Genomic DNA, 20,395 nt, shown 5'->3' with positions numbered 1-20,395 from the left:
TGAAACTTTCCCTCTCAGCCCAGCAGGACGTCGTCGTCGCCCAGGCGCTTCAGCTCACGCAGGAGCAGAGCGACGCCCGTGACGATGGCGGCGGCGGAGACGACCGCGTCGACCAGCCGGAGCGTGTCATTGTCCTGGCGGGCCGTCCTGGCCTGCTTGACGACGCTGATCGCGCCGAAAGCGGTGGTCCCGATCGACAGGTACGTGCCGGCCTTGGACTTCTTGAAGCCCTTGGCCTTGCTCATTGCACTGGTCATAGTGACGGTGCCTCCTCCAGCAACGGGTGTCCCCACCTTTCCACGAAGGCCGCCTCGACGGCGGCACCGACCTTGTAGAGACGGTCGTCCTGCATGGCGGGAGCGATGATCTGGAGACCGACCGGGAGGCCGTCCTCCGGTGCGAGACCGCAGGGCAGCGACATCGCGGCGTTGCCGGCCAGATTGGCCGGGATGGTGCACAGGTCCGCCAGATACATCGCCATCGGGTCGTCGGCGCGCTCGCCGATCGGGAAGGCGGTGGTCGGTGTCGTCGGCGAGACGATCACATCGACCTGTTCGAAGGCCTTCTCGAAGTCCCGGGTGATGAGCGTGCGGACCTTCTGCGCCGAGCCGTAGTACGCGTCGTAGTAACCGGAGCTGAGCGCGTACGTACCGAGCATGATGCGGCGCTTGACCTCGTCGCCGAAGCCCGCCTCGCGCGTCAGGGCCGTGACGTCCTCGGCGGACTTCGTACCGTCGTCGCCCACCCGCAGTCCGTAGCGCATGGCGTCGAAGCGGGCGAGGTTGGAGGAGCACTCGGACGGCGCGATCAGGTAGTACGCGGCGAGCGCGAGGTCGAAGGACGGGCAGTCCAGCTCGACCACCTCGGCGCCGAGCTTCCTGAGCAGTTCCACCGACTCGTCGAAGCGCTGGACGACACCGGCCTGGTAGCCCTCACCGCGGAACTGCTTGACGACACCGACGCGCATCCCGGCGACCGAGCCGTTGCGCGCGGCCTCGACCACCGGCGGGACCGGTGCGTCGATGGAGGTCGAGTCCAGCGGATCGTGGCCGGCGATCACCTCGTGCAGCAGGGCCGCGTCCAGGACCGTACGGGCGCAGGGGCCGCCCTGGTCGAGGGAGGACGAGAAGGCGACCATGCCGTAGCGGGAGACACCGCCGTAGGTGGGCTTGACGCCGACCGTGCCCGTGACGGCGGCGGGCTGGCGGATGGAGCCGCCAGTGTCGGTACCGATGGCGAGCGGCGCCTGGTACGAGGCGAGCGAGGCGGACGAGCCGCCGCCGGAGCCGCCCGGGATCCGGGTCAGGTCCCACGGGTTGCCGGTCGGGCCGTACGCGCTGTTCTCGGTGGAGGAGCCCATGGCGAACTCGTCCATGTTGGTCTTGCCGAGGATGACGACGCCCGCGTCCTTGAGCTTCCTGGTGACGGTCGCGTCGTAGGGCGGGATCCAGCCTTCGAGGATCTTGGAGCCGACGGTGGTCGGGACGCCCTCGGTGGTGAAGATGTCCTTGAGCGCGAGAGGCACTCCGGCCAGCGGGCCGAGCTTCTCGCCGGCCGCGCGCCTGGCGTCCACGGCGCGGGCCTGGGCCAGCGCGCCCTCGCGGTCCACATGGAGGAAGGCGTGGACCTTCTCGTCCACCGCTTCGATACGGGCGAGATGGGCCTCGGTGACCTCGACGGCCGTGAGTTCGCCGGCGGCGATCTTCGCGGCGATCTCGGCGGCGGTGAGCCTGATACAGCTCTCGGTCCTGCTGATGTCCGTCATGGCTGTTAGTCCTCCCCCAGGATCTGCGGCACCTTGAAACGCTGCTGCTCCTGGGCAGGAGCGCCGGAGAGCGCCTGCTCGGGCGTGAGCGACGGACGGACCTCGTCCGCGCGCATGACATTGGTCAGCGGCAGCGGGTGGGACGTCGGCGGTACGTCTTGGTCGGCGACCTCGGACACGCGGGCGACCGCGCCGATGATGTCGTCGAGCTGTCCGGCGAAGTGGTCGAGCTCGGAGCCGGACAGCTCCAGACGCGCCAGCCGAGCGAGGTGGACGACCTCCTCGCGCGTGATGCCAGGCATTCAGCGATCCTCAGGGGTTGATGGCTTCTTTGAGCCCAATCCTAGAGGGCGCGGTCACCTCACCACGCAACACATAAATCGCCCGGGCCCACAGCACGCCGGCGCGTACGCGGACCACAACGGCGCGTGACCGGATACGAACCGGTCCCGCGCCCGGCCGGCGCCGCGAGGCCGACGGCAGCGGCACGGGCGCGGCCTGCGGCGGCACCGGCGGTCGATGGCCGCAGCAGCGGCCAGGGCCGTCGCGGCCTCGCGGCCGACAGGTCGGCTCGGCGCCTACTGGACCACTCGGCCGGACTGTTCCACCACCTGGCCCGACTGCTTGCGGCGGGCCGCTTCCAGCTCCGCCGGGCGCTGCCAGCCGCGCTCGCCTCTGGCCAGCAGCCAGGCCGTCGCCTCGGGCGGCGGCATCGCGGCGGCCACCAGCCAGCCCTGGACCGCGTCACAGCCGAGATCCCGCAGCCGCTCCCAGGTCTCGTCGTCCTCGACGCCCTCCGCGACGACCAGCAGGCCCAGCGAGTGCGCCAGGTCGACGGTGCAGCGGACGATCTCCGCGTCCTCGGTGTCGACGGCCAGCCGGGCCACGAAGGAGCGGTCGATCTTCAGCTCGCTCACCGGCAGCCGCCGCAGATGCACCAGCGACGAGTACCCGGTGCCGAAGTCGTCGAGCGACATCTTCACACCGTGCCCGGTCAGTCCCGCCAGGGTGTCGGCGGCGCGCTGCGGGTCCTCCAGCAGGACATGCTCCGTTATCTCCAGTTGGAGCGAGCCGGCCGGGACACCATGGCGGGCCAGCCGCGCCGCGACCGCTCCGGCGAAACCGGGAGTGTGGACGTCGCGCGGCGAGACATTGACGGCGACCGGCACCTTCAGCCCTTGCGAACGCCAGCGCGCGACCTGCGCGAGGGCGCTTTCGAGGACGTACTCGGTCAGATGCGGCATCAGGCCCGAGGACTCGGCGATCGCGATGAACTCGTCGGGAGGGACCCGGCCGCGCTCCGGATGCACCCAGCGCACCAGCGCCTCCAGGCCCGCGACCTGGCCGTCGAAGCGGACCTTGGGCTGGTAGTGCAGCTCCACCTCACCGGCGTCCAGCGCGCGTCTGAGGTCTCCCAGCAGACCGAGGCGGTCCGGGGTGTTGGAGTCCCGCTTGGACTCGTACACCTCCACACCCGTACGGTCCCGCTTCGCCTGGTACATCGCGACATCGGCCCGGCGCAGCAGCCCTTCCGCGTCGAGCGCGTGCTCGGGATAGACGGCGACTCCCGCGCTGGCCTCCAGGACCAGCGTCAGTCCGTCGAGATCCAGCGGCGAGGACAGCTCGGCCACGAGATGGCGGGCGACGCGCTGGGCGCTGGTCGTGGAGTCACAGGTCGGCAGAAGCACCGCGAACTCGTCGCCGCCCAGCCGCGCGGCCTCCGCACCGCGCGGCAGCGCCAGCCGTAGCCGGTCGGCTATCTGGAGCAGCAGCCGGTCACCCGCGAGATGACCGAGCGTGTCATTGACCGAGCGGAAACGGTCGAGGTCGATCAGGACCAGCGCGGACCGGGCGCCGAGGCCCTCCGCGTCCTCCAGCGCCGACCAGGTGCGCTCCAGCAGCCACTGCCGGTTCGGCAGGCCCGTCAGCGGATCGCGGAGCTGCTCCTCGGCGCGCGCCCTGGCGATCCAGAGCGTGGAGTCCAGGGCGATCAGCGGGATGGAGAAGAGCGGCAGCAGCACCGGCACGGTCATCGCGACCACACAGATCAGCGGAGCGATACCGAGCAGGGCGACCGCGACAAGTCCCTGGCGGTACAGGGCCGTACGGGCCACGGTCGGCAGCCCGCCGCCCTGCGGGGCCAGCGCGTACCACAACAGCAGCCGAGTGACGAGCAGATGGATCCCGGCCGCCAGCACGATCTCCGGGACGGCCTCGATCCCCCAGTCGAGCGGATCCCAGGGCTCCTCGACGGTGGGAAGCACATCGAAGAGCCTCAGGACGAGCGCGGCGGCGCCGATGCCCAGCATGTCGGCCGCGCCGTGCAGGACGCCCTGCCGCCAGCGGTGTCTGCGCGCCATGCCGACCAGCACCACGACGGACAGGCTGACGAGTACGGCGGGCACCCAGCCGTACAGCAGCAGGACCGCCAGGGTGAGCGCCGCGCCGGAGCCCGTGCCGCCCCACCAGCGGTCGCGGCCGAGCGCCACGAGATGGCCGACGATGATGCCGGTCAGCACGGCCATCGCCCAGCCCGTCGAGCCGCCCGGGAAGAGCGCATGGCCGTCCCGCACCGTACGGATGAGGCCGGTGACCAACAGGACCCCGGCGAGTCCCACCACAAGAACGGGCATTTTCGCCGCAGTGCCCGCAATTCCCGCGAAACCACGCGGGGGTGAGACCGGGGCGGCGCTCTCGGTCGGTTTCATTCCCGTCCCTCTCACAGCCGGCGGAGCCGATGCCACGCGATGGCACGTTGTCATGCCATCACGGCTGAAATCGCACCACGCAGCCGTGCACGACAGGCGCACATCCCAACAGTAGGCCGCGAAAGGCGTCAACGGGCAGCGCTCTACAGCTGTTGCCCGAATGCGACCTGCCCATCCTTATCCATCTGGTATGCGCCGAACGGGTGAGCTTTGCGGCCCGATTCCGACGGTCGCGCCCTACTCCCGAGGACTCTTCCCGGCAGGCTCCCCGGGCGTCTGTCCCGAGGTCTCCGCAGCCGTATCCCCGCTGGTCCCTTCGGGCGTCTCGTCGTCCGTCCCGCCGGTCGTCCCCGTCGTCCCGCCGGCCGTCTCATCAGCGGCTTCCTCGGCCGCCTCCTCGGCCGTGAGTGCGACCTCCCCGGCCGCGTCCGGGCCCTGTTCGAGCAGTACGGCGAAGCCCTGCTCGTCCAACACGGGCACCTTGAGCTGCATCGCCTTGTCGTATTTCGAACCCGGGTTCTCACCGACGACCACAAAGCCGGTCTTCTTCGAAACAGAGCCGGTCACTTTTGCGCCAAGGCTCTGGAGCGACTCTTTCGCGCCATCCCGGGTGTACCGCTCCAGGGTCCCGGTGACGACCACCGCCAGTCCCGCCAGCGGCCTCGGGCCTTCGTCCTCGCCCGCGCCCTCGTCCTCCATCCGGACTCCGGCCGCACGCCACTTGCGCAGAATCTCGCGGTGCCAGTCGACCTCGAACCACTGGATGACGGACGCGGCGATGGTCGGTCCGACTCCCTCGACGGCCGCCAGCTCCTCCTCCGTGGCCTGCTCGATCCGGTCGATCGAGCGGAACTCCCTGGCCAGCGCCTCGGCCGCGACGGGCCCCACATGGCGGATGGAGAGCCCGGCGATGATCCGCGCCAGCGGGCGCTCCTTGGCCGCCGCGATGTTCTCCAGCATCGCCACGGCGTTCTTCCTCGGCTCGCCCTCCTGGTTGGCGAAGACCGTGGCGATCTTCTCCTCGCCGGTCTTCGGATCGCGCTTGGGCAGTCCGCTGTCCTGGTCGAGGACATACGCCTTGATGGGCAGGAGCCGATCGATCGTCAGATCGAAGAGATCGCCCTCGTCCAGCAACGGCGGTGTCTCCGGCTCCAGCGGTTTCGTCAGCGCGGCGGCGGCCACATAGCCGAAGTTCTCGATGTCCAGGCACTTGCGGCCGACGAGATAGAACAGCCGCTCACGCAACTGGGCGGGGCAGCTACGCGCGTTGGGGCAGCGCAGATCGACATCGCCCTCCTTCATGGCCCGCAGCTCGGTGCCGCACTCCGGGCAGGCGGCCGGCATCACGAACTCGTACGCGTCGTCGGGCCGCAGATCGATGACCGGGCCGAGGATCTCCGGGATGACATCACCGGCCTTGCGCAGCACCACCGTGTCGCCGATCCAGACGCCCTTGGCCTTCACCACGTCCTGGTTGTGCAGGGTGGCGAACTCGACCTCGGAACCGGCCACGGTGACCGGCTCGACCTGCGCGTACGGCGTGACGCGTCCCGTACGGCCCACGCCCACCCGGATGTTGACCAGCTTGGTGTTGACCTCCTCCGGCGCGTACTTCCAGGCGATCGCCCAGCGCGGCGCGCGCGAGGTGGAGCCCAGCCGGCCCTGGAGCGGGATCTCGTCCAGCTTGACGACCACGCCGTCGATCTCGTGCTCCACCGAGTGGCGGTGCTCCCCGTAATACGCGATGAACTCCCGGACACCGTCCAGGCCGTCGACCACCTTGTTGTGCCGGGCCGTGGGCAGGCCCCACTCGCGCAGCAGCCCGTACGCGTGCGACAGACAGTCGATGTCGAATCCCTCGCGCGCGCCGATGCCGTGCACCACCATATGCAGCGGACGCGTCGCGGTGATCTTGGGATCCTTCTGGCGCAGGGAACCCGCCGCCGCGTTGCGCGGATTGGCGAAGGGCTTGTCGCCGGCCTCCACCAGCCGTGCGTTGAGCTCCTGGAAGGCCTCCATCGGGAAGTAGACCTCACCACGGATCTCCACCAGGGCCGGTACGCGCTCGCCCGCCAGGCGGTGCGGAATCTCCGCGATCGTACGGACATTGGGCGTGATGTCCTCGCCCGTGCGCCCGTCGCCACGGGTGGCCGCGCGGGTCAGTCTGCCGTGCTCATAGGTGAGATTGACCGCGAGCCCGTCGACCTTCAGCTCGCACAGGAAGTGGTAGTCGGTGGTGCCTACATCCTTGGCGATACGGTCGGCCCAGGAGGCCAGCTCCTCGTCATCGAAGGCATTGTCCAGGGAGAGCATCCGCTCGCGGTGCTGGACCGCGGCGAAGTCCGTCTCGTACGCGCCCGCGACCTTCTGGGTCGGCGAGTCGGGCGTACGCAGCTCCGGATAAGTCGCCTCCAGCGCCTCCAGCGACCTGAGCAGCCTGTCGAACTCGCCGTCGCTGATGACGGGCTGATCGTTCACGTAATACCGGAAGCGGTGTTCCTCGATCTGCTCGGCGAGCTGGGCATGCTGATCCCGCGCCTTCGCGGGCACGCCCGTGCGCGCCTGTGCCGGAACTCCGGTCCGCTCTTCGCCAGCCACCGTTTCGTCCTCCCGTTCACCATGACCCGTCACCCGGGATCGTCACTCAGGGTTGTCCGCAAGGGATCTCGCGGCCCTGACACAGTGCGCGAGCGCAGCGCGCGCGTACGCGGGAGAAGCACCCGCGAGCCCGCACGAGGGAGTGAGCACCACGGACTCGGCGAGAGTCCCCGGATTCAGCCCCAGCCTGCGCCACAACGTTCTGACACCCATGACGCTACCGGCCGGGTCTGACAATGGGCCGTCGGTGCCCGGCACGATTCCGGCGAAGAGTTTCGTACCGCCCTCCACCGCCTCACCGATCGGCTCCTCGTCACGCTCGGTGAGCAGGCCGAAATCGAACGAGACGGCGGCGGCGCCCGCCCGCCGCAGCAGTGCGAACGGCACGTCGGGCGCGCAGGAGTGCATGACCGCCGTACCCGCGCTCACCGCGGTCACCTCCCGCAGCGCGCTCTCCACCACCTGGCGGTCCACGGCGCGGTGGGTGCGGTAGCCGCTGGCCGTTCTGACCTCGCCGCGCAGGACGGCGGTGAGGGACGGCTCGTCGAGCTGGAGCACCGGTACGGCTCCAGGGATCCGGCGCCGTACCTCCGCGAGATGCGCGGTCAGTCCCTCCACCAGCGAGCCGGTCAGATCGCGGCAGGCGCCCCGATCGCCGATCGCCGACTGGCCGTTGCGCAGCTCCAGCGAGGCGGCGAGCGTCCACGGCCCGACGGCCTGGATCTTCAGCGGGCCCTCGTATCCCTGGGTGAACTCCTCCAGTGCGTCGAGGTCCTCGCCCAGCCAGGATCTGGCCCGCTTGGTGTCCCGGCCCGGCCGGTCGCCGATCCGCCAGCCGCTCGGCTCGACGCGCGCGTAGACCTCGGCCAGCAGTCCCACCGTACGGCCGATCATGTCGGCGCCCGGCCCTCGCGCGGGCAGTTCGGGCAGATACGGGAAGTCCTCGAAGGTGCCGGTGACGGCCTTGGCGGCCTCCCTGGCATCGCCGCCGGGCATCGAGCCGATACCGGTGGCGGATCCCCAGACGAGATCGCTCATCGGCCCGGCCGTACGGTCAGATCATCGATCCGCGCATCGCGCGGCAGATCGAGCGCGGCGAGGATCGTCGTCGCCACCGAGCCGGGATCGATCCAGCGCGACGCGTCGTACTCCTTGCCCTCCTGCTGATGGACCTTGACCTGCATGGGGCTCGCCGTACGGCCCGGATAGACGGAGGTCACCCGGAGACCGTTCTCCATCTCCTCGTGGCGCAGCGAGTCGGCGAGCGCCTTGAGGCCGTGCTTGGAGGCGGCGTACGCGCCCCACTGGGCGTGCGCGTTGAGTCCGGCGCCCGAGTTGACGAAGATCACCTGGCCCTGGGAGATCCTCAGTTGAGGCAGGAAGAGCCTGGTCAGCTCGGCCGGAGCGATCAGATTCACGGCGAGCTGGTGCTGCCAGACCTTGGGCGTCAGCTCGGTGATCGGACCGAGCTCGACCACGCCCGCGATATGCAGGAGCGAGTCGAGCCGGTCGGGCAGCGGCTGCTGGGCGAGCGCCCAGGAGAGCCTGTCGGGGACGGCGAGATCGCCGACGAGCGTACGGGCGCCTGGGAAGTCCGCGCCGAGCTCCTTGGCGCGGCCGGCGTCGCGGGCGAGAAGCAGCAGGTCGTCGCCGCGCTCGTGCAGCCGGCGCGCGACGGCGGCGCCGATGCCCGAGCCCGCACCGGTGATGAGATGGGTAGCCATGCGGTCATGGTCGCATCACCGCGGACCGCCCGGCGCACGCCCGCGCTCGTCTTCCCTACAGGTCAGCGCACGCCCGCGCTCTCCTCCAGATACGCGAGCGCGCCGACTCCGTCCTCCGCGAAGAAGACCAGGTCGGCGAGCGGGACGGGCAGAAAGCCCTCCTCGTCCATCCGCCGGAACTGCTGCTTCAGCCCGTCGTAGAAGCCCGCCGTGTTCAGCAGGACGACGGGCTTGGTGTGCAGAGCGTGCTTCTTCAGCTCCAGGATCTCCGTGGCCTCGTCCAGCGTGCCCGTACCACCGACCATGATCACCACCGCGTCGGACTTGGCGAGGAGCAGCGCCTTCCGCTCGGCGAGATCCTTGGCGATCACCATCTCGTCGGCGCCCGGCCGTACGAATTCGCCGAGGAAGTCCACCGAGACGCCGACCAGCCGGCCGCCGGTCTCCTGTACGCCGTCGGCGACGACCTTCATCAGCCCGCTGTCGGAGCCGCCCCAGACCAGGGTGTGGCCACCCTTGCCGATCAGCTCGGCGAATTCACGGGCCGGGCGGGTGTAGCGCTCGTCGAGATCGGCGGCGGAGAGGAAGACACAGATATTCATGGAGCAACCGTAAGGGCCGGTTCAACCGTAAGGGCCGGTTCGGTCCCGCCGGGAAGTCGGTCCCGCCGGGAAGACTGTGCGCCGGTTCGTTGCTGAAGAAAGTGGCACGAGCCGGGAAACGCATGAGCCTGAAACGTATGAGCCGGGAAACACCGAAGGGACCGATCACCATGGCCACGGGTCACACCATCACCGTCGAGCAGGGCACTGAGCATGTACGCGTCGTACGCGACGGACAGGTGCTCGCCGAGAGCCGCAGTCCACTGGTGCTGCGCGAGACCGGCTGCCCGGTGCGCTACTACTTCCCGCCGGAGGATGTGCGTACGGAGCTGCTGACGCCCTCGGCGACCACCACCCACTGCCCGTTCAAGGGCGACGCCTCCTACTGGTCGCTGCCCGACGCCGCGGATCTGGTCTGGGGCTATCCCACGCCCAAGGCCGAAGTCGCACAGATCAAGGGCCACTTCTGCTTCTACGACACCGAAGTCGTCGCGGCCTGAGCGAAAGTCGCAGCCTGGGAAACGCCGGGAAAACGCCGTCCAGGAAAAATCTTGGCTGTTGGGCGATGAGTCGTACGCGGCGCGCCGGTCTGCCTCACCATGGACCACGTGTGCACTGCCAAGTCGGGGGACGGCACCCCCATCGCTTACCGGCGAATGGGCGAGGGCCCACCGGTGATTCTGGTCGGTGGCGCGCTCGACACCGCGGAATCACAGGCTCCGCTGGCCGAGCTGCTCGCGCCGGTCTTCGAGGTGCTCATATACGACCGGCGCGGGCGCGGCGCGAGCGGTGACACCGCCCCGTATGCCGTGGAGAGAGAGATAGAGGATCTGGCGGCGCTGATCGCGGAGGCGGGCGGCAGCGCCTCCGTGTACGGCATCTCCTCGGGCGCGGCGCTCGTGCTGGAGGCGGCGGCGGCCGGACTGACGGTCACCCAGCTCGCCGTGTACGAACCGCCGTACGCCACCGGCCCGGCCGATCTGGCGGAGTACGCGACCTACGCCGAACGCCTCTCCGAGCTGCTGGCGCGAGGACAACGGGCCGAGGCGGTCGAGCTGTTCATGTCCGTCGTCGGTGTGGCGCCCGAGATGATCGCCGGAATACGGCGGTCGCCGATGTGGCCGGATCTGACGGCGCTCGCGGAGACACTCGCGTATGACAACGCGGTGCTGGGCCCAGGACTGGTCCCGGCGGAGCGGCTGAAGTCCATCAGGACCCGCGCCGTGGTCGTGGACGGCGGATGCAGCCCGGTCCTGCTGCGGAACGCGGCGAGGTCGGTGGCCAAGGCCCTGCCCCGAGGCCGCCATCGCACTCTGACGGGCCAGACCCACGATGTGGCGCCGCATGTGCTGGCGCCGGTGCTGAAGGAGTTCTTCGCCGCGTAGGTCCTGTCCGGCCGCCGCGCGAGCTGAGCCCTACAGCGCGAGCTGAGCCCGGCAGACCGAGAGACCGCGGCCGAAGGCCCACACATGGCAGGATGCGGGAATCGCCCAACTTCGGTACGGGCGTTGACAGTTGGATGCTTGACATGGGCATGACCCACCGATAGGTCTGGTCGTTCAACGGGCGTAGACCCGCCTCCGCTCGCGCGGAGACCGTCGAACCGACCGACCAGGAGGAAGCATGTACCGACGATCGACGCCATGGAGACGGACCGCACTGTCCGCGCTCGGCGGTCTGGTCACCGCGGTGCTCGTCGCCACGGCCCAGCCCGCCGCCGGTGCCGCGCCTGCTCCCGTCGGCGCGGCGGACCGCGACTCCATGAGCCGGGCCTTCGCGCGCGCCGCCTCGGAGTTCGGCGTGCCACGGGATCTGCTGGTGGCGGTCGGATACGGCGAGACGCACCTCGACGGACACCGCGGCGAACCGAGCCAGGCCAACGGCTACGGCGTCATGCACCTCGTGAGCAATCCGCGGAGCCGCACACTGGAGAAGGCCGCCGAGCTGACCGGTGAGCCGGGCGCCGAGCTGCGCGAGGACACCACGGCGAACATCCGTGGCGGCGCGGCCGTGCTGCGCTCCTACGCCGACGGGCTGGGACTGGACGCCACGGAGCGCCGCAGCGTGGACGAGTGGTATCCGGTGGTCGCCCGTTACGGCGGAGCCACCGACACCGCCACGGCCCGGCTGTACGCCGACACCGTCTACACGCTCCTCGGGCAGGGCATCACCGCCGATGTCGCGGGCGGCGAGCGTGTCACCGTACGGCCGCGCGCCGTCGAGCCCGAGCGCGGCCGGTACGCGGCGGACGCGGCAGACACAGCCGACGGCCGGCAGCGCGCCGCGCTCAGTCCCGACTATCCGCCCGCCGCCTGGGTGCCCGCCAACGCGGCCAACTACGCGGTCGGCCGGAGCGCGTCGATCAGCACCGTGGTCGTCCATGTCACCCAGGGCTCGTACGCCGGGACCATCAGCTGGTTCCAGAACGCGTCCTCGCAGGTGAGCGCCCACTATGTGGTGCGCTCGTCGGACGGTGCGATCACCCAGATGGTCCGTGACAGCAACACCGCGTACCACGCGCGTTCGGCCAACTCCTCCAGCCTGGGCATCGAGCACGAGGGCTTTATCGCCGACCCGAGCTGGTTCACCGACGCGATGTACCGCTCCTCGGCCGCCCTGACGAAGTATCTGTGCGAGCGGTACGGCATACCCAAGGACCGCGCGCATGTCGTCGGCCATGCCGAGGTACCGGGCAACGACCACACCGATCCGGGGCCGAACTGGAACTGGAACTACTACATGCAGCTCGTGGGCGGCAGCTCCGGCGGCGGTGGCGTACAGCTCAACTTCGCCTCGTACTCCACCCTCACGAGTGGTTCCACCGGCGCCCAGGTGACGGCGGCCCAGACCTTGCTGAACCAGCAGGGCTACGACGCGGGCACCGCGGACGGCATCTTCGGCACCCGGACCGCGAACGCGGTCAGGTCCTTCCAGACCGCCCGCGGGCTCACCGCGGACGGTTCCGTCGGCTCCCGTACCTGGACGGCCCTGCTCTCCGCGGGCAGCACGACCGTGGTACGGGAAGGCAGCACGGGCGCGGTGGTGGAGCGTCTCCAGCGGGCGCTGACGGCCGCGCTCGGGCGGACCGTGTCCATCGACGGACAGTTCGGGCCGGGAACGGCCACGGCGGTACGTGACTACCAGAGCGGCCGTGGGCTGACCGCGGACGGCATCGTCGGCGCGGCCACCTGGTCCGCGCTCCAGGCCGGTCGCTGAACCGACGGGACCGTACGTACGAGCGCTGCCGGCGCCGTACGAAGGCCAGCCGTACGAAAGCCGTGAACGGGCCGGCCTCTTGCAAACGGGCCGGCCTCCTTAAAGAGGTCTCGTCAAAGAGCCCTTCTTTAAAGAGGCCGGCCCGTTCCGTCAACCGGCCAGCGCCGCCTTACGCCGCCGTGTCGTCGTCGCGATCGTCGCCGAGCCGACCACGCGCGTGCCGTCGTACAGCACGATCGCCTGGCCGGGCGCCACACCGCGCACCGGCTCCTCGAAGCTGACACGCAGCGTGCCGTCCGCCAGCTCCGCCGTCACCGCCGTCTCACCGCCGTGGGCGCGCAGCTGGGCGGTGTAGCCGCCGGGGCCCGTGGGCGCCGTACCGCACCAGCGTGGCTTGACGGCCGTCAGCGCCACGACATCGAGCGCGGCGGCCGGACCGACCGTCACGGTGTTGTCGACGGGCGAGATGTCCAGGACGTAGCGAGGCTTGCCGTCGGCGGCCGGATGGCCGATGCGCAGGCCCTTGCGCTGGCCGATGGTGAAACCGTACGCGCCGTCGTGGCTGCCCACCTTCGTACCGGACTCGTCCACGATGTCGCCCTCGGCCCGGCCCAGACGCTTCGCGAGGAAGCCCTGGGTGTCACCGTCCGCGATGAAGCAGATGTCATGGCTGTCGGGCTTCTTCGCCACGGCCAGACCGCGGCGCTCGGCCTCCGCGCGGATCTCGTCCTTGGTGGTGAGGGTGTCACCGAGCGGGAACATGGCGTGTGCGAGCTGCCGCTCGTCCAGCACTCCGAGGACATACGACTGGTCCTTGGCCATGTCGCTGGCGCGGTGCAGCTCCCGGGTGCCGTCCTCGCCGATGACGACCGTCGCGTAATGGCCCGTGCACACGGCGTCGAAGCCGAGGGCGAGCGCCTTGTCGAGCAGCGCGGCAAACTTGATCTTCTCGTTGCAGCGCAGACAGGGATTGGGCGTACGGCCGGCCTCGTACTCCGCGACGAAGTCGTCGACCACGTCCTCACGGAAGCGTTCGGCGAGATCCCACACATAGAACGGGATACCGATCACATCGGCGGCGCGGCGCGCGTCACGGGAGTCCTCGATGGTGCAGCAGCCGCGCGCGCCCGTGCGGAAGGACTGCGGATTCGCGGAGAGCGCCAGATGTACTCCGGTGACGTCGTGGCCCGCCTCGGCGGCACGGGCGGCGGCGACGGCGGAGTCCACGCCGCCCGACATGGCGGCGAGCACACGGAGTGGGCGCTGAGGATTCTGAGTCATAGCCTTCCCAGAGTACGGCCCGACGGGAACCGGAGTCGCCCTGGTTTGCGTTGACGATCACATGGGCGAGAAAACACCGGGCACGGCCGGGGGCGTGGGCGGCTACGGACGCCATCGCAAGGCCTGCGGGCGCCATCGCGGAGCCGCGGATTCCGGCGAGATCAATCGCAGGACGGTGCTGATCGGCGGCGCGGCGGCGCTGCTCGGCGGCGGCGTGCTGGCACACGAGAAGGTCTCGCGTCTGTGGTGGCGGGTGCCGGGCATCGACAAGCCGCGCAAGGAAGGTGAGCTGGATTACGCGCGTGCGCAGTGGATAGCGGCCTCTCCGGCGAACTGGCGCCGGGCGGACAGGCCGGACGACTATGTGGTGGACCGCGTGGTGATCCATGTCGTCCAGGGCAGCTATCAGGTGGCGCTCAAGGTCTTCCGGGATCCAGCCCATGGCGCCGCCTCGCACTATGTGGTGCGCAAGGACGGCCATGTGGCGCAGATGATCCGCGAGCTGGATGTGGCGTACCACGCGGGCAATCGCGCCTACAACGAGCGGTCCATAGGCATCGAGCACGAGGGCTGGGTGGACCGGAAGTCGTCCTTCACGGACGCGATGTACCGCTCGTCGGCACGGCTGACCGCCGGGATCTGCGCGCGGTACGAGATCCCGGTGGACCGGGAGCACATCATCGGCCATGTGGAGGTCCCGGGCACGGACCACACGGATCCGGGGCCGTACTGGGACTGGGACCGCTATATGGAGCTGGTACGGGAAGCGAGCACGGACACGGAGAAGGCGCAGCCGGGCGCAGCCTGAGGCGGAGGCGCCGGGCCCCACGGCCGGAGGCGCCGGGCCCCACGGAGGCGCCCTAGCTGAGCCCGGCGCTTCTGGCCCGGTCGACGGCCGGGCCGATGGCCTTCGCCACCGCCTCCACGTCCTCCCTGGTGGAGGTGTGGCCGAGCGAGAAGCGCAGCGTGCCTCTGGCCAGATCGGGATCGCAGCCGGTGGCGAGCAGGACATGGCTGGGCTGCGCCACACCTGCCGTACAGGCCGAGCCCGTCGAGCACTCGATGCCCTGGGCGTCGAGCAGCAGGAGCAGCGAGTCGCCCTCGCAGCCCGGGAAGCTGAAGTGCGCGTTGGCGGGGAGGCGGTGGTCAGGATCGCCGCCGAGGACGGCGTCGGGGACGGCCGTCCGTACGGCCTCGATCAGTTCGTCGCGCAGGGCGCCGATGTCCTGGGCGAATTGCTCGTGCCGTTCGGCGGCGAGCCGGCCCGCCACGGCGAAGGCGGCGATCGCCGGGACGTCGAGGGTGCCCGAGCGTACGTGACGCTCCTGGCCACCGCCGTGCAGTACGGGGACGGGCGTGTACTCACGGCCCAGCAGCAGGGCTCCGATGCCGTACGGGCCGCCGATCTTGTGTCCGGAGACGGTCATCGCGGCGAGTCCCGAGGCACCGAAGTCCAGGTCCGTCTGGCCGAAGGCCTGGACGGCGTCGGAGTGCAGCGGAATGCCGAACTCCGCCGCCACCTCGGCCAGTTCACGGACCGGCAGGATGGTGCCGATCTCGTTGTTGGCCCACATGACGGTGGCGAGGGCGACATCCTCGGGATTGCGCGCGATCGCCTCGCGCAGTGTCCCGGGCAGCACCCGTCCGTAGGAGTCGACCGGCAGATATTCGACGGTCGCGCCCTCGTGCTCACCGAGCCAGTTCACGGCGTCGAGGACGGCATGGTGCTCCACCGGGCTGGCCAGCACTCTGGTCCTGGCCGGATCGGCGTCGCGGCGGGACCAGTACAGGCCCTTCACGGCGAGATTGTCGGCCTCGGTGCCGCCGGAGGTGAAGACCACCTCGCTCGGCCGTGCGCCGAGGGCCTCCGCGAGCGTCTCGCGGGCCTCCTCGACGGTACGACGGGCCCGGCGGCCGGCGGCATGGAGCGAGGAGGCGTTGCCGGCGAGGCCGAACTGGGCGGTCATCGCCTCGATCGCCTCCGGCAGCATCGGAGTGGTCGCGGCGTGGTCGAGGTAAGCCATGGTGGACTCGATTCTACGAGTCACGGAAGCCGCACACGCGCCCGGTCCGCACCGGCCCGCCGCCCATGGCGCATACCGTCGCCCGGCCGGGCCATGATCCGCCGGGCCGTCAGTCCCGCGGCGCGCGGGCGAGTTGGCGGGACTGGGCCACCAGACGGTCCGCGCTGTCCCAGATCTCCGCGTCCTCCTCAAGGAAGCCGCCGGCGAGGTTACGGGTGGTGAGGGCGACCCGGAGCGGGCCCGGCGCCGGGCGGCAGCGGATATGAGTGGTCAGTTCGACCGTCGGGGTCCAGCCCTTGAGGCCCATCTCGAACGCCGTCGGCGGCAGCGCGTCCACGACCAGCAGCAGTGCGAGCGGATCGCTGTCCCGGCCGTCCGCGAACTGGAACCAGCCGCGCATCTCGCCCAGCCCGGACGGCGCGCCGACGGCCCAGCCCACCGTCGCCGGGTCAAGACGCAGATCGAGCCGGTCGATCATCGCGAAGTCGCCGGGCGGCGGCGGGCCGTCGGCGGAGCTGACACAGCGCTCCAGCGGCGGAATCGCGGGCGGCTTCGCCGCCGTCCGCACATCGTCGGGCAGCGCGTCCAGATCGCCGTACGAGGCGAGCACCCTGATCCGCTCGACCTCGGTGCCGTCCTCGGCGGTCTGGAAGAGGGACGCCTGGCCGGTGGAGAGCGTACGGCCGGTCCGTAGGGCCTCCGTACGCACCACGGCGGGACCGGGCGTCGACGGTGTGAGGTAGTGCGCCGAGACGGCGAACGGGTCCGTGTGCGGCAGGGTGTCGCCGAGCGCGCGGCCGATCAGTGCCAGCAGATAGCCGCCGTTGAGGACGTTCATGATCGTCCAGCCCGGGGAGAGCGTCGCGTCGTAGACGCCCGGTCCACGCGGGATCAGAGCCGTGCCGCGGTCGAACTCGCTGTCCCCGATGGACGCGATGGATGCCTGTGCCATGGAAGACAACCCTACAAGAGGACTGTACTAAGCGGTAGCTTACGAGGGTTACAAGCGTGCGAACTCCGGCGTGACACAGAACGTGACACAGAAGAGCCCGAAACGCCGCCGGCCTCCGGCCCCGTAGGGACCAGAGGCCGGCCGGCCCTGCGTACGCGTTACTCCTTGGGCCCGGCCTCCGACGAAGGCTCGCCCGCGGCCGACGTCTCCGCGGCCGGTATCTCCGTGCCCGCGCCCGACACATCCGCCAGCTCGATCGTCTCGCGCGACGCCACCGACACCGTGTCCTGCGGACGCTGGTCGGCCGCGTTCTCCGGGTGGTGACAGGCGGCCTGGTGGCCCGGCGCGAGCTGGATCAGCGGCGGCTCGGTGGTCTTGCAGATCTCCGTCGCCTTCCAGCACCGCGTGTGGAAGCGGCAGCCGCTCGGCGGATTGATCGGCGACGGCACATCGCCCTTGAGCAGGATCCGGTCGCTCTTCGCGCCGCGCCTGCTCGGGTCCGGCACCGGCACCGCGGAGAGCAGCGCCTTGGTGTACGGGTGCTTCGGCGACGCGTACAGCGACGAACGGTCCGCCAGCTCCACGATCTTGCCGAGGTACATCACCGCGATCCGGTCCGACACATGGCGGATGACCGAGAGGTCGTGCGCGATGATCACATAGGTCAGACCCAGCTCGTCCTGGAGGTCGTCCAGCAGGTTCACCACCTGCGCCTGGATCGACACGTCCAGCGCCGAGACCGGCTCGTCGGCCACGACCAGCTTCGGGTTGAGCGCCAGCGCCCGCGCGATACCGATGCGCTGCCGCTGGCCGCCGGAGAACTCGTGCGGATAGCGGTTGTAGTGCTCGGGGCTGAGGCCCACCAGCTCCAGCAGCCGCTGGACCTCCTTCTTCACACCGCCCTCGGGCTCGATGCCCTGGAGCTTGAAGGGAGTGGCGATGATTCCGCCGACGGTGTGGCGCGGGTTCAGCGAGCCGTACGGGTCCTGGAAGATCATCTGGACATCACGGCGCATCGGCCGCAGGGCGCCCGCCGACAGATGAGTGATGTCCCGGCCCTCGAACTCGACCTTGCCGCCGGTCGGTTCGAGCAGCCGCGTGATCAGCCGACCCATCGTCGACTTGCCGCAGCCGGACTCGCCGACCACACCGAGGGTCTCGCCCGGGCGGACGTCGAAGGAGAGACCGTCGACCGCCTTGACCGCGCCGACCTTGCGCTTGAGCACTCCCTTGGTGATCGGGAAGTGCTTGGCCAGGCCGGTGACCTTGAGGAGCGGCTCGGGGCCGGAACCGTCCGGTCCCTGGCCCGCCTCCTGCTCGGGAATCTTCTTGCTCGGATCAGTCACAGCTTCGGCGCAATCTCTTCGGTCCAGATCTGTTCCCGCTCCGCCGGCGACATATGGCAGGCGGAGAAGTGCCCGTCGGTGATCTGCCGCAGCTCAGGACGCTCGGTGCGGGTGATGTTGTCCTTGGGGACGTCCGCGTACGGGCAGCGCGGATGGAAGGCGCAGCCGGACGGGACGTTGATCAGGCTGGGCGGCGTTCCCTTGACCGGCACCAGCCGGTCGGTCTGCTCCCGGTCGATACGCGGCATCGAGCCCAGCAGGCCCCAGGTGTACGGGTGCTGAGGCTGGTAGAAGACCTTCTCCGCGGTACCGCGCTCGATACAGCGTCCCGCGTACATCACCAGCAGTTCGTCCGCGATCTCGGCGACGACGCCCAGGTCGTGGGTGATGATGACGACGGCCGAGTGGAACTCCTTCTGGAGATCCCGGATGAGGTCGAGGATCTGCGCCTGGACGGTGACGTCCAGAGCGGTCGTCGGCTCGTCCGCGATCAGCAGCTGCGGATTGTTGACCAGCGCCATCGCGATCATCGCGCGCTGGCGCATACCGCCGGAGAACTGGTGCGGATAGTCGTCGTAGCGCCGCGCGGGCTCGGGAATGCCGACCCGGTCGAGCATCTCGACGGCCCGCTTCTTGGCGGTCTTCTTGTCCACCGCGTTGTGGACGCGGTAGGCCTCCACGATCTGCGCGCCGATGCTGTAGTACGGATGCAGCGCGGAGAGCGGGTCCTGGAAGATCATCGCCATCTTCTGGCCGCGCAGCTCACGCACACGCTCGGGACCGGCACCGATCAGCTCCTCGCCGTCCAGCCAGATCTCACCGGAGATCCTGGCCCGCTCGGAGTTGTGCAGACCCATGATGCCCAGCGAGGTCACGGACTTGCCCGAGCCTGACTCACCGACGATACCGAGAGTCTGGCCGGCCTTCAGATCGAAGCTGACGCCGTCGACGGACTTGACCAGACCGTCGTCGGTGTCGAAGTGGATCCGCAGGTCGCGCACGGAGAGGAACTTCTCCGCGGCGCCCTCGGCGGAACCCGTACCCGTACCCGTGGTGGCCTTCTCCGCGCCCGTTTTCTGTACGTCCTTCTGTACGTCGCTCATGAGAGCCTCACCCGGGGGTCGATCGCGGCGTACACAAGGTCCACCAGCAGGTTGCAGACAACGATGAAGAAGGCGGCGACCAGCGTCACACCCATCACGATGGGCAGGTCGCTCTGCTTCACGCCCAGGATGGCGTAGGCGCCCATGCCCTGGAAGGAGAAGACGTTCTCGGTGATGACCGCGCCGCCGAGCAGCAGCGCGAAGTCCATGCCGAAGATGGTGACGAGCGGCGTCAGCGCCGCGCGCAGACCGTGCTTGACGACGACCTTGCTCTCCCGAAGTCCCTTCGCCCGCGCGGTTCTGATGTAGTCCTCGCCCATCGTCTCCAGCATTCCGGCACGGGTGAGCCGTGCGTAGAGCGCCGAGTAGAGGAAGGCGAGCGTGCACCAGGGAAGGATCAGATTCCAGGCCCATTCACCGGGATTCTCGGTGAACGGTACGAAGTGGAGGTTGTCCCAGATCGTCCAGTGGAAGCTGAACAGGGCGAGGGAGACCAGACCGGTGAAGAACATCGGCAGCGAGACACCGGCGAGGGCGACGCCCATGGCGAGCCGGTCGAAGATGGATCCCCGCTTGAGCGCGGAGAGCACACCGATCGCGACACCGGAGAGCACCCAGAGGACCGCCGCGCCGACGGCCAGCGACAGGGTCACCGGCACGCGGTCGACTATCTGGGGCCAGATCTCGACATGTGTCTTGAACGAGTAGCCGAAGCACGGCACATGACAGACCGAGGGATTGGGGCCGAAGTTGTACTCGGCGCCGACCACGATGGACTTGATGAAGTCCCAGTACTGAAGGTAGAGGGGCTGGTCGAGCCCCAGGTTCTTCTTGACAGCGGCGATGGCGTCCGGGGTGGGACTCTTGCCGATGTACTGGGCGGCCAGCGAGTCGGTCGTCTGCCCGCCGAGGCGGGGCACAAGGAAGAAGATCGCGAACGTGACTGCGCTGACCACCAGCAGCAGCAACACCGCGGCGAAGACGCGTCGGATGATGTACGCAGCCACAGCCGTTTGGTGCCGGGCCGTCCTGACGGGGTACGCCAGGACGGCCCGGCACCTTCACCTGCCTTTCGG

Annotated in this window: 18 protein-coding genes; 4 read left to right on the top strand and 14 right to left on the bottom strand. The window is 69.6% G+C overall.

The window, feature by feature from the left end; genetic code table 11:
* Positions 1-14: 14 nt before the first annotated feature.
* The 8 genes from ACFV6H_RS02170 to ACFV6H_RS02135 form a co-directional block, all read right to left on the bottom strand.
* Positions 15-257, bottom strand: a complete 243-nt coding sequence (locus ACFV6H_RS02170; protein ID WP_093602362.1) for a hypothetical protein — start codon at positions 255-257, stop codon at positions 15-17.
* Complete coding sequence (gene gatA, locus ACFV6H_RS02165) at positions 254-1,765, bottom strand: Asp-tRNA(Asn)/Glu-tRNA(Gln) amidotransferase subunit GatA (protein WP_385537491.1); 1,512 nt, start codon at positions 1,763-1,765, stop codon at positions 254-256. The genes ACFV6H_RS02170 and gatA overlap by 4 nt, the downstream gene beginning before the upstream one ends.
* A 5-nt stretch (positions 1,766-1,770) precedes the next feature.
* Positions 1,771-2,067 carry an Asp-tRNA(Asn)/Glu-tRNA(Gln) amidotransferase subunit GatC gene (gene gatC, locus ACFV6H_RS02160; RefSeq protein WP_066945642.1) on the bottom strand — a complete coding sequence of 99 codons (297 nt, stop codon included), beginning with the start codon at positions 2,065-2,067 and terminating at the stop codon, positions 1,771-1,773.
* Positions 2,068-2,343: 276 nt separating this feature from the next.
* On the bottom strand, positions 2,344-4,473 hold the full coding sequence (locus tag ACFV6H_RS02155; protein WP_384975630.1) for a putative bifunctional diguanylate cyclase/phosphodiesterase: 2,130 nt from the start codon (positions 4,471-4,473) through the stop codon (positions 2,344-2,346).
* A gap of 237 nt (positions 4,474-4,710) precedes the next feature.
* Positions 4,711-7,071 carry an NAD-dependent DNA ligase LigA gene (gene ligA / locus ACFV6H_RS02150; protein ID WP_385537486.1) on the bottom strand — a complete coding sequence of 787 codons (2,361 nt, stop codon included), beginning with the start codon at positions 7,069-7,071 and terminating at the stop codon, positions 4,711-4,713.
* 42 nt (positions 7,072-7,113) lie between these two features.
* Complete coding sequence (locus tag ACFV6H_RS02145) at positions 7,114-8,109, bottom strand: methionine synthase (RefSeq protein WP_385537483.1); 996 nt, start codon at positions 8,107-8,109, stop codon at positions 7,114-7,116.
* Positions 8,106-8,795, bottom strand: coding sequence for an SDR family oxidoreductase (locus ACFV6H_RS02140; RefSeq protein ID WP_385537480.1), 690 nt, complete (start codon positions 8,793-8,795; stop codon positions 8,106-8,108). Before ACFV6H_RS02140 ends, ACFV6H_RS02145 begins: the two co-directional genes overlap by 4 nt.
* 62 nt (positions 8,796-8,857) lie before the next feature.
* Positions 8,858-9,397, bottom strand: coding sequence for a TIGR00730 family Rossman fold protein (locus ACFV6H_RS02135; RefSeq protein ID WP_384790498.1), 540 nt, complete (start codon positions 9,395-9,397; stop codon positions 8,858-8,860).
* 137 nt (positions 9,398-9,534) lie between these two features.
* Between ACFV6H_RS02135 and ACFV6H_RS02130 the strand changes: the two genes are divergently transcribed.
* From ACFV6H_RS02130 to ACFV6H_RS02120, 3 genes are all read left to right on the top strand, one after another.
* The gene (locus tag ACFV6H_RS02130; RefSeq protein ID WP_385537476.1) at positions 9,535-9,897 is read left to right on the top strand and encodes a DUF427 domain-containing protein; all 363 of its coding nucleotides are present in this window, start codon (positions 9,535-9,537) and stop codon (positions 9,895-9,897) included.
* Between the two features lie 99 nt (positions 9,898-9,996).
* Positions 9,997-10,782: an alpha/beta fold hydrolase gene (locus ACFV6H_RS02125; protein ID WP_385537473.1), complete on the top strand. Its 786-nt coding sequence runs from the start codon at positions 9,997-9,999 to the stop codon at positions 10,780-10,782.
* A 238-nt stretch (positions 10,783-11,020) separates the two neighbouring features.
* Positions 11,021-12,613: a peptidoglycan-binding protein gene (locus tag ACFV6H_RS02120; RefSeq protein WP_385537470.1), complete on the top strand. Its 1,593-nt coding sequence runs from the start codon at positions 11,021-11,023 to the stop codon at positions 12,611-12,613.
* 150 nt (positions 12,614-12,763) lie between these two features.
* Here the strand turns inward: ACFV6H_RS02120 and mnmA are convergent, their stop codons facing one another.
* Positions 12,764-13,894, bottom strand: coding sequence for a tRNA 2-thiouridine(34) synthase MnmA (gene mnmA, locus ACFV6H_RS02115; protein ID WP_385537467.1), 1,131 nt, complete (start codon positions 13,892-13,894; stop codon positions 12,764-12,766).
* A 61-nt stretch (positions 13,895-13,955) separates the two neighbouring features.
* Between mnmA and ACFV6H_RS02110 the strand changes: the two genes are divergently transcribed.
* Entirely contained in the window at positions 13,956-14,702 is a 747-nt protein-coding gene (locus tag ACFV6H_RS02110; RefSeq protein WP_384975639.1) for an N-acetylmuramoyl-L-alanine amidase, read from the top strand.
* 52 nt (positions 14,703-14,754) lie between these two features.
* Here ACFV6H_RS02110 and ACFV6H_RS02105 read toward each other — a convergent pair whose 3' ends face one another.
* The 5 genes from ACFV6H_RS02105 to ACFV6H_RS02085 all read right to left on the bottom strand — a co-directional run bounded on the left by ACFV6H_RS02105 (position 14,755) and on the right by ACFV6H_RS02085 (position 20,326).
* Complete coding sequence (locus ACFV6H_RS02105) at positions 14,755-15,918, bottom strand: cysteine desulfurase family protein (protein ID WP_385537464.1); 1,164 nt, start codon at positions 15,916-15,918, stop codon at positions 14,755-14,757.
* Positions 15,919-16,027: 109 nt separating this feature from the next.
* Positions 16,028-16,870, bottom strand: coding sequence for a thioesterase family protein (locus ACFV6H_RS02100; RefSeq protein WP_385537461.1), 843 nt, complete (start codon positions 16,868-16,870; stop codon positions 16,028-16,030).
* 158 nt (positions 16,871-17,028) lie between these two features.
* Positions 17,029-18,216 (bottom strand): ABC transporter ATP-binding protein, encoded by a 1,188-nt coding sequence (locus tag ACFV6H_RS02095; RefSeq protein ID WP_385537458.1) that lies wholly within the window; start codon positions 18,214-18,216, stop codon positions 17,029-17,031.
* Complete coding sequence (locus ACFV6H_RS02090) at positions 18,213-19,319, bottom strand: ABC transporter ATP-binding protein (protein WP_384790471.1); 1,107 nt, start codon at positions 19,317-19,319, stop codon at positions 18,213-18,215. The genes ACFV6H_RS02095 and ACFV6H_RS02090 overlap by 4 nt, the downstream gene beginning before the upstream one ends.
* Complete coding sequence (locus tag ACFV6H_RS02085) at positions 19,316-20,326, bottom strand: ABC transporter permease (RefSeq protein WP_384790624.1); 1,011 nt, start codon at positions 20,324-20,326, stop codon at positions 19,316-19,318. The genes ACFV6H_RS02090 and ACFV6H_RS02085 overlap by 4 nt, the downstream gene beginning before the upstream one ends.
* Between the last annotated feature and the right edge of the window lie 69 nt (positions 20,327-20,395).

The organism is Streptomyces sp. NPDC059743, from assembly GCF_042732975.1.
Classification (GTDB): domain Bacteria; phylum Actinomycetota; class Actinomycetes; order Streptomycetales; family Streptomycetaceae; genus Streptomyces.
The sequence above is the reverse complement of the archived record's forward strand: the minus strand, read 5'-3'. Positions and strand labels throughout refer to the sequence as shown.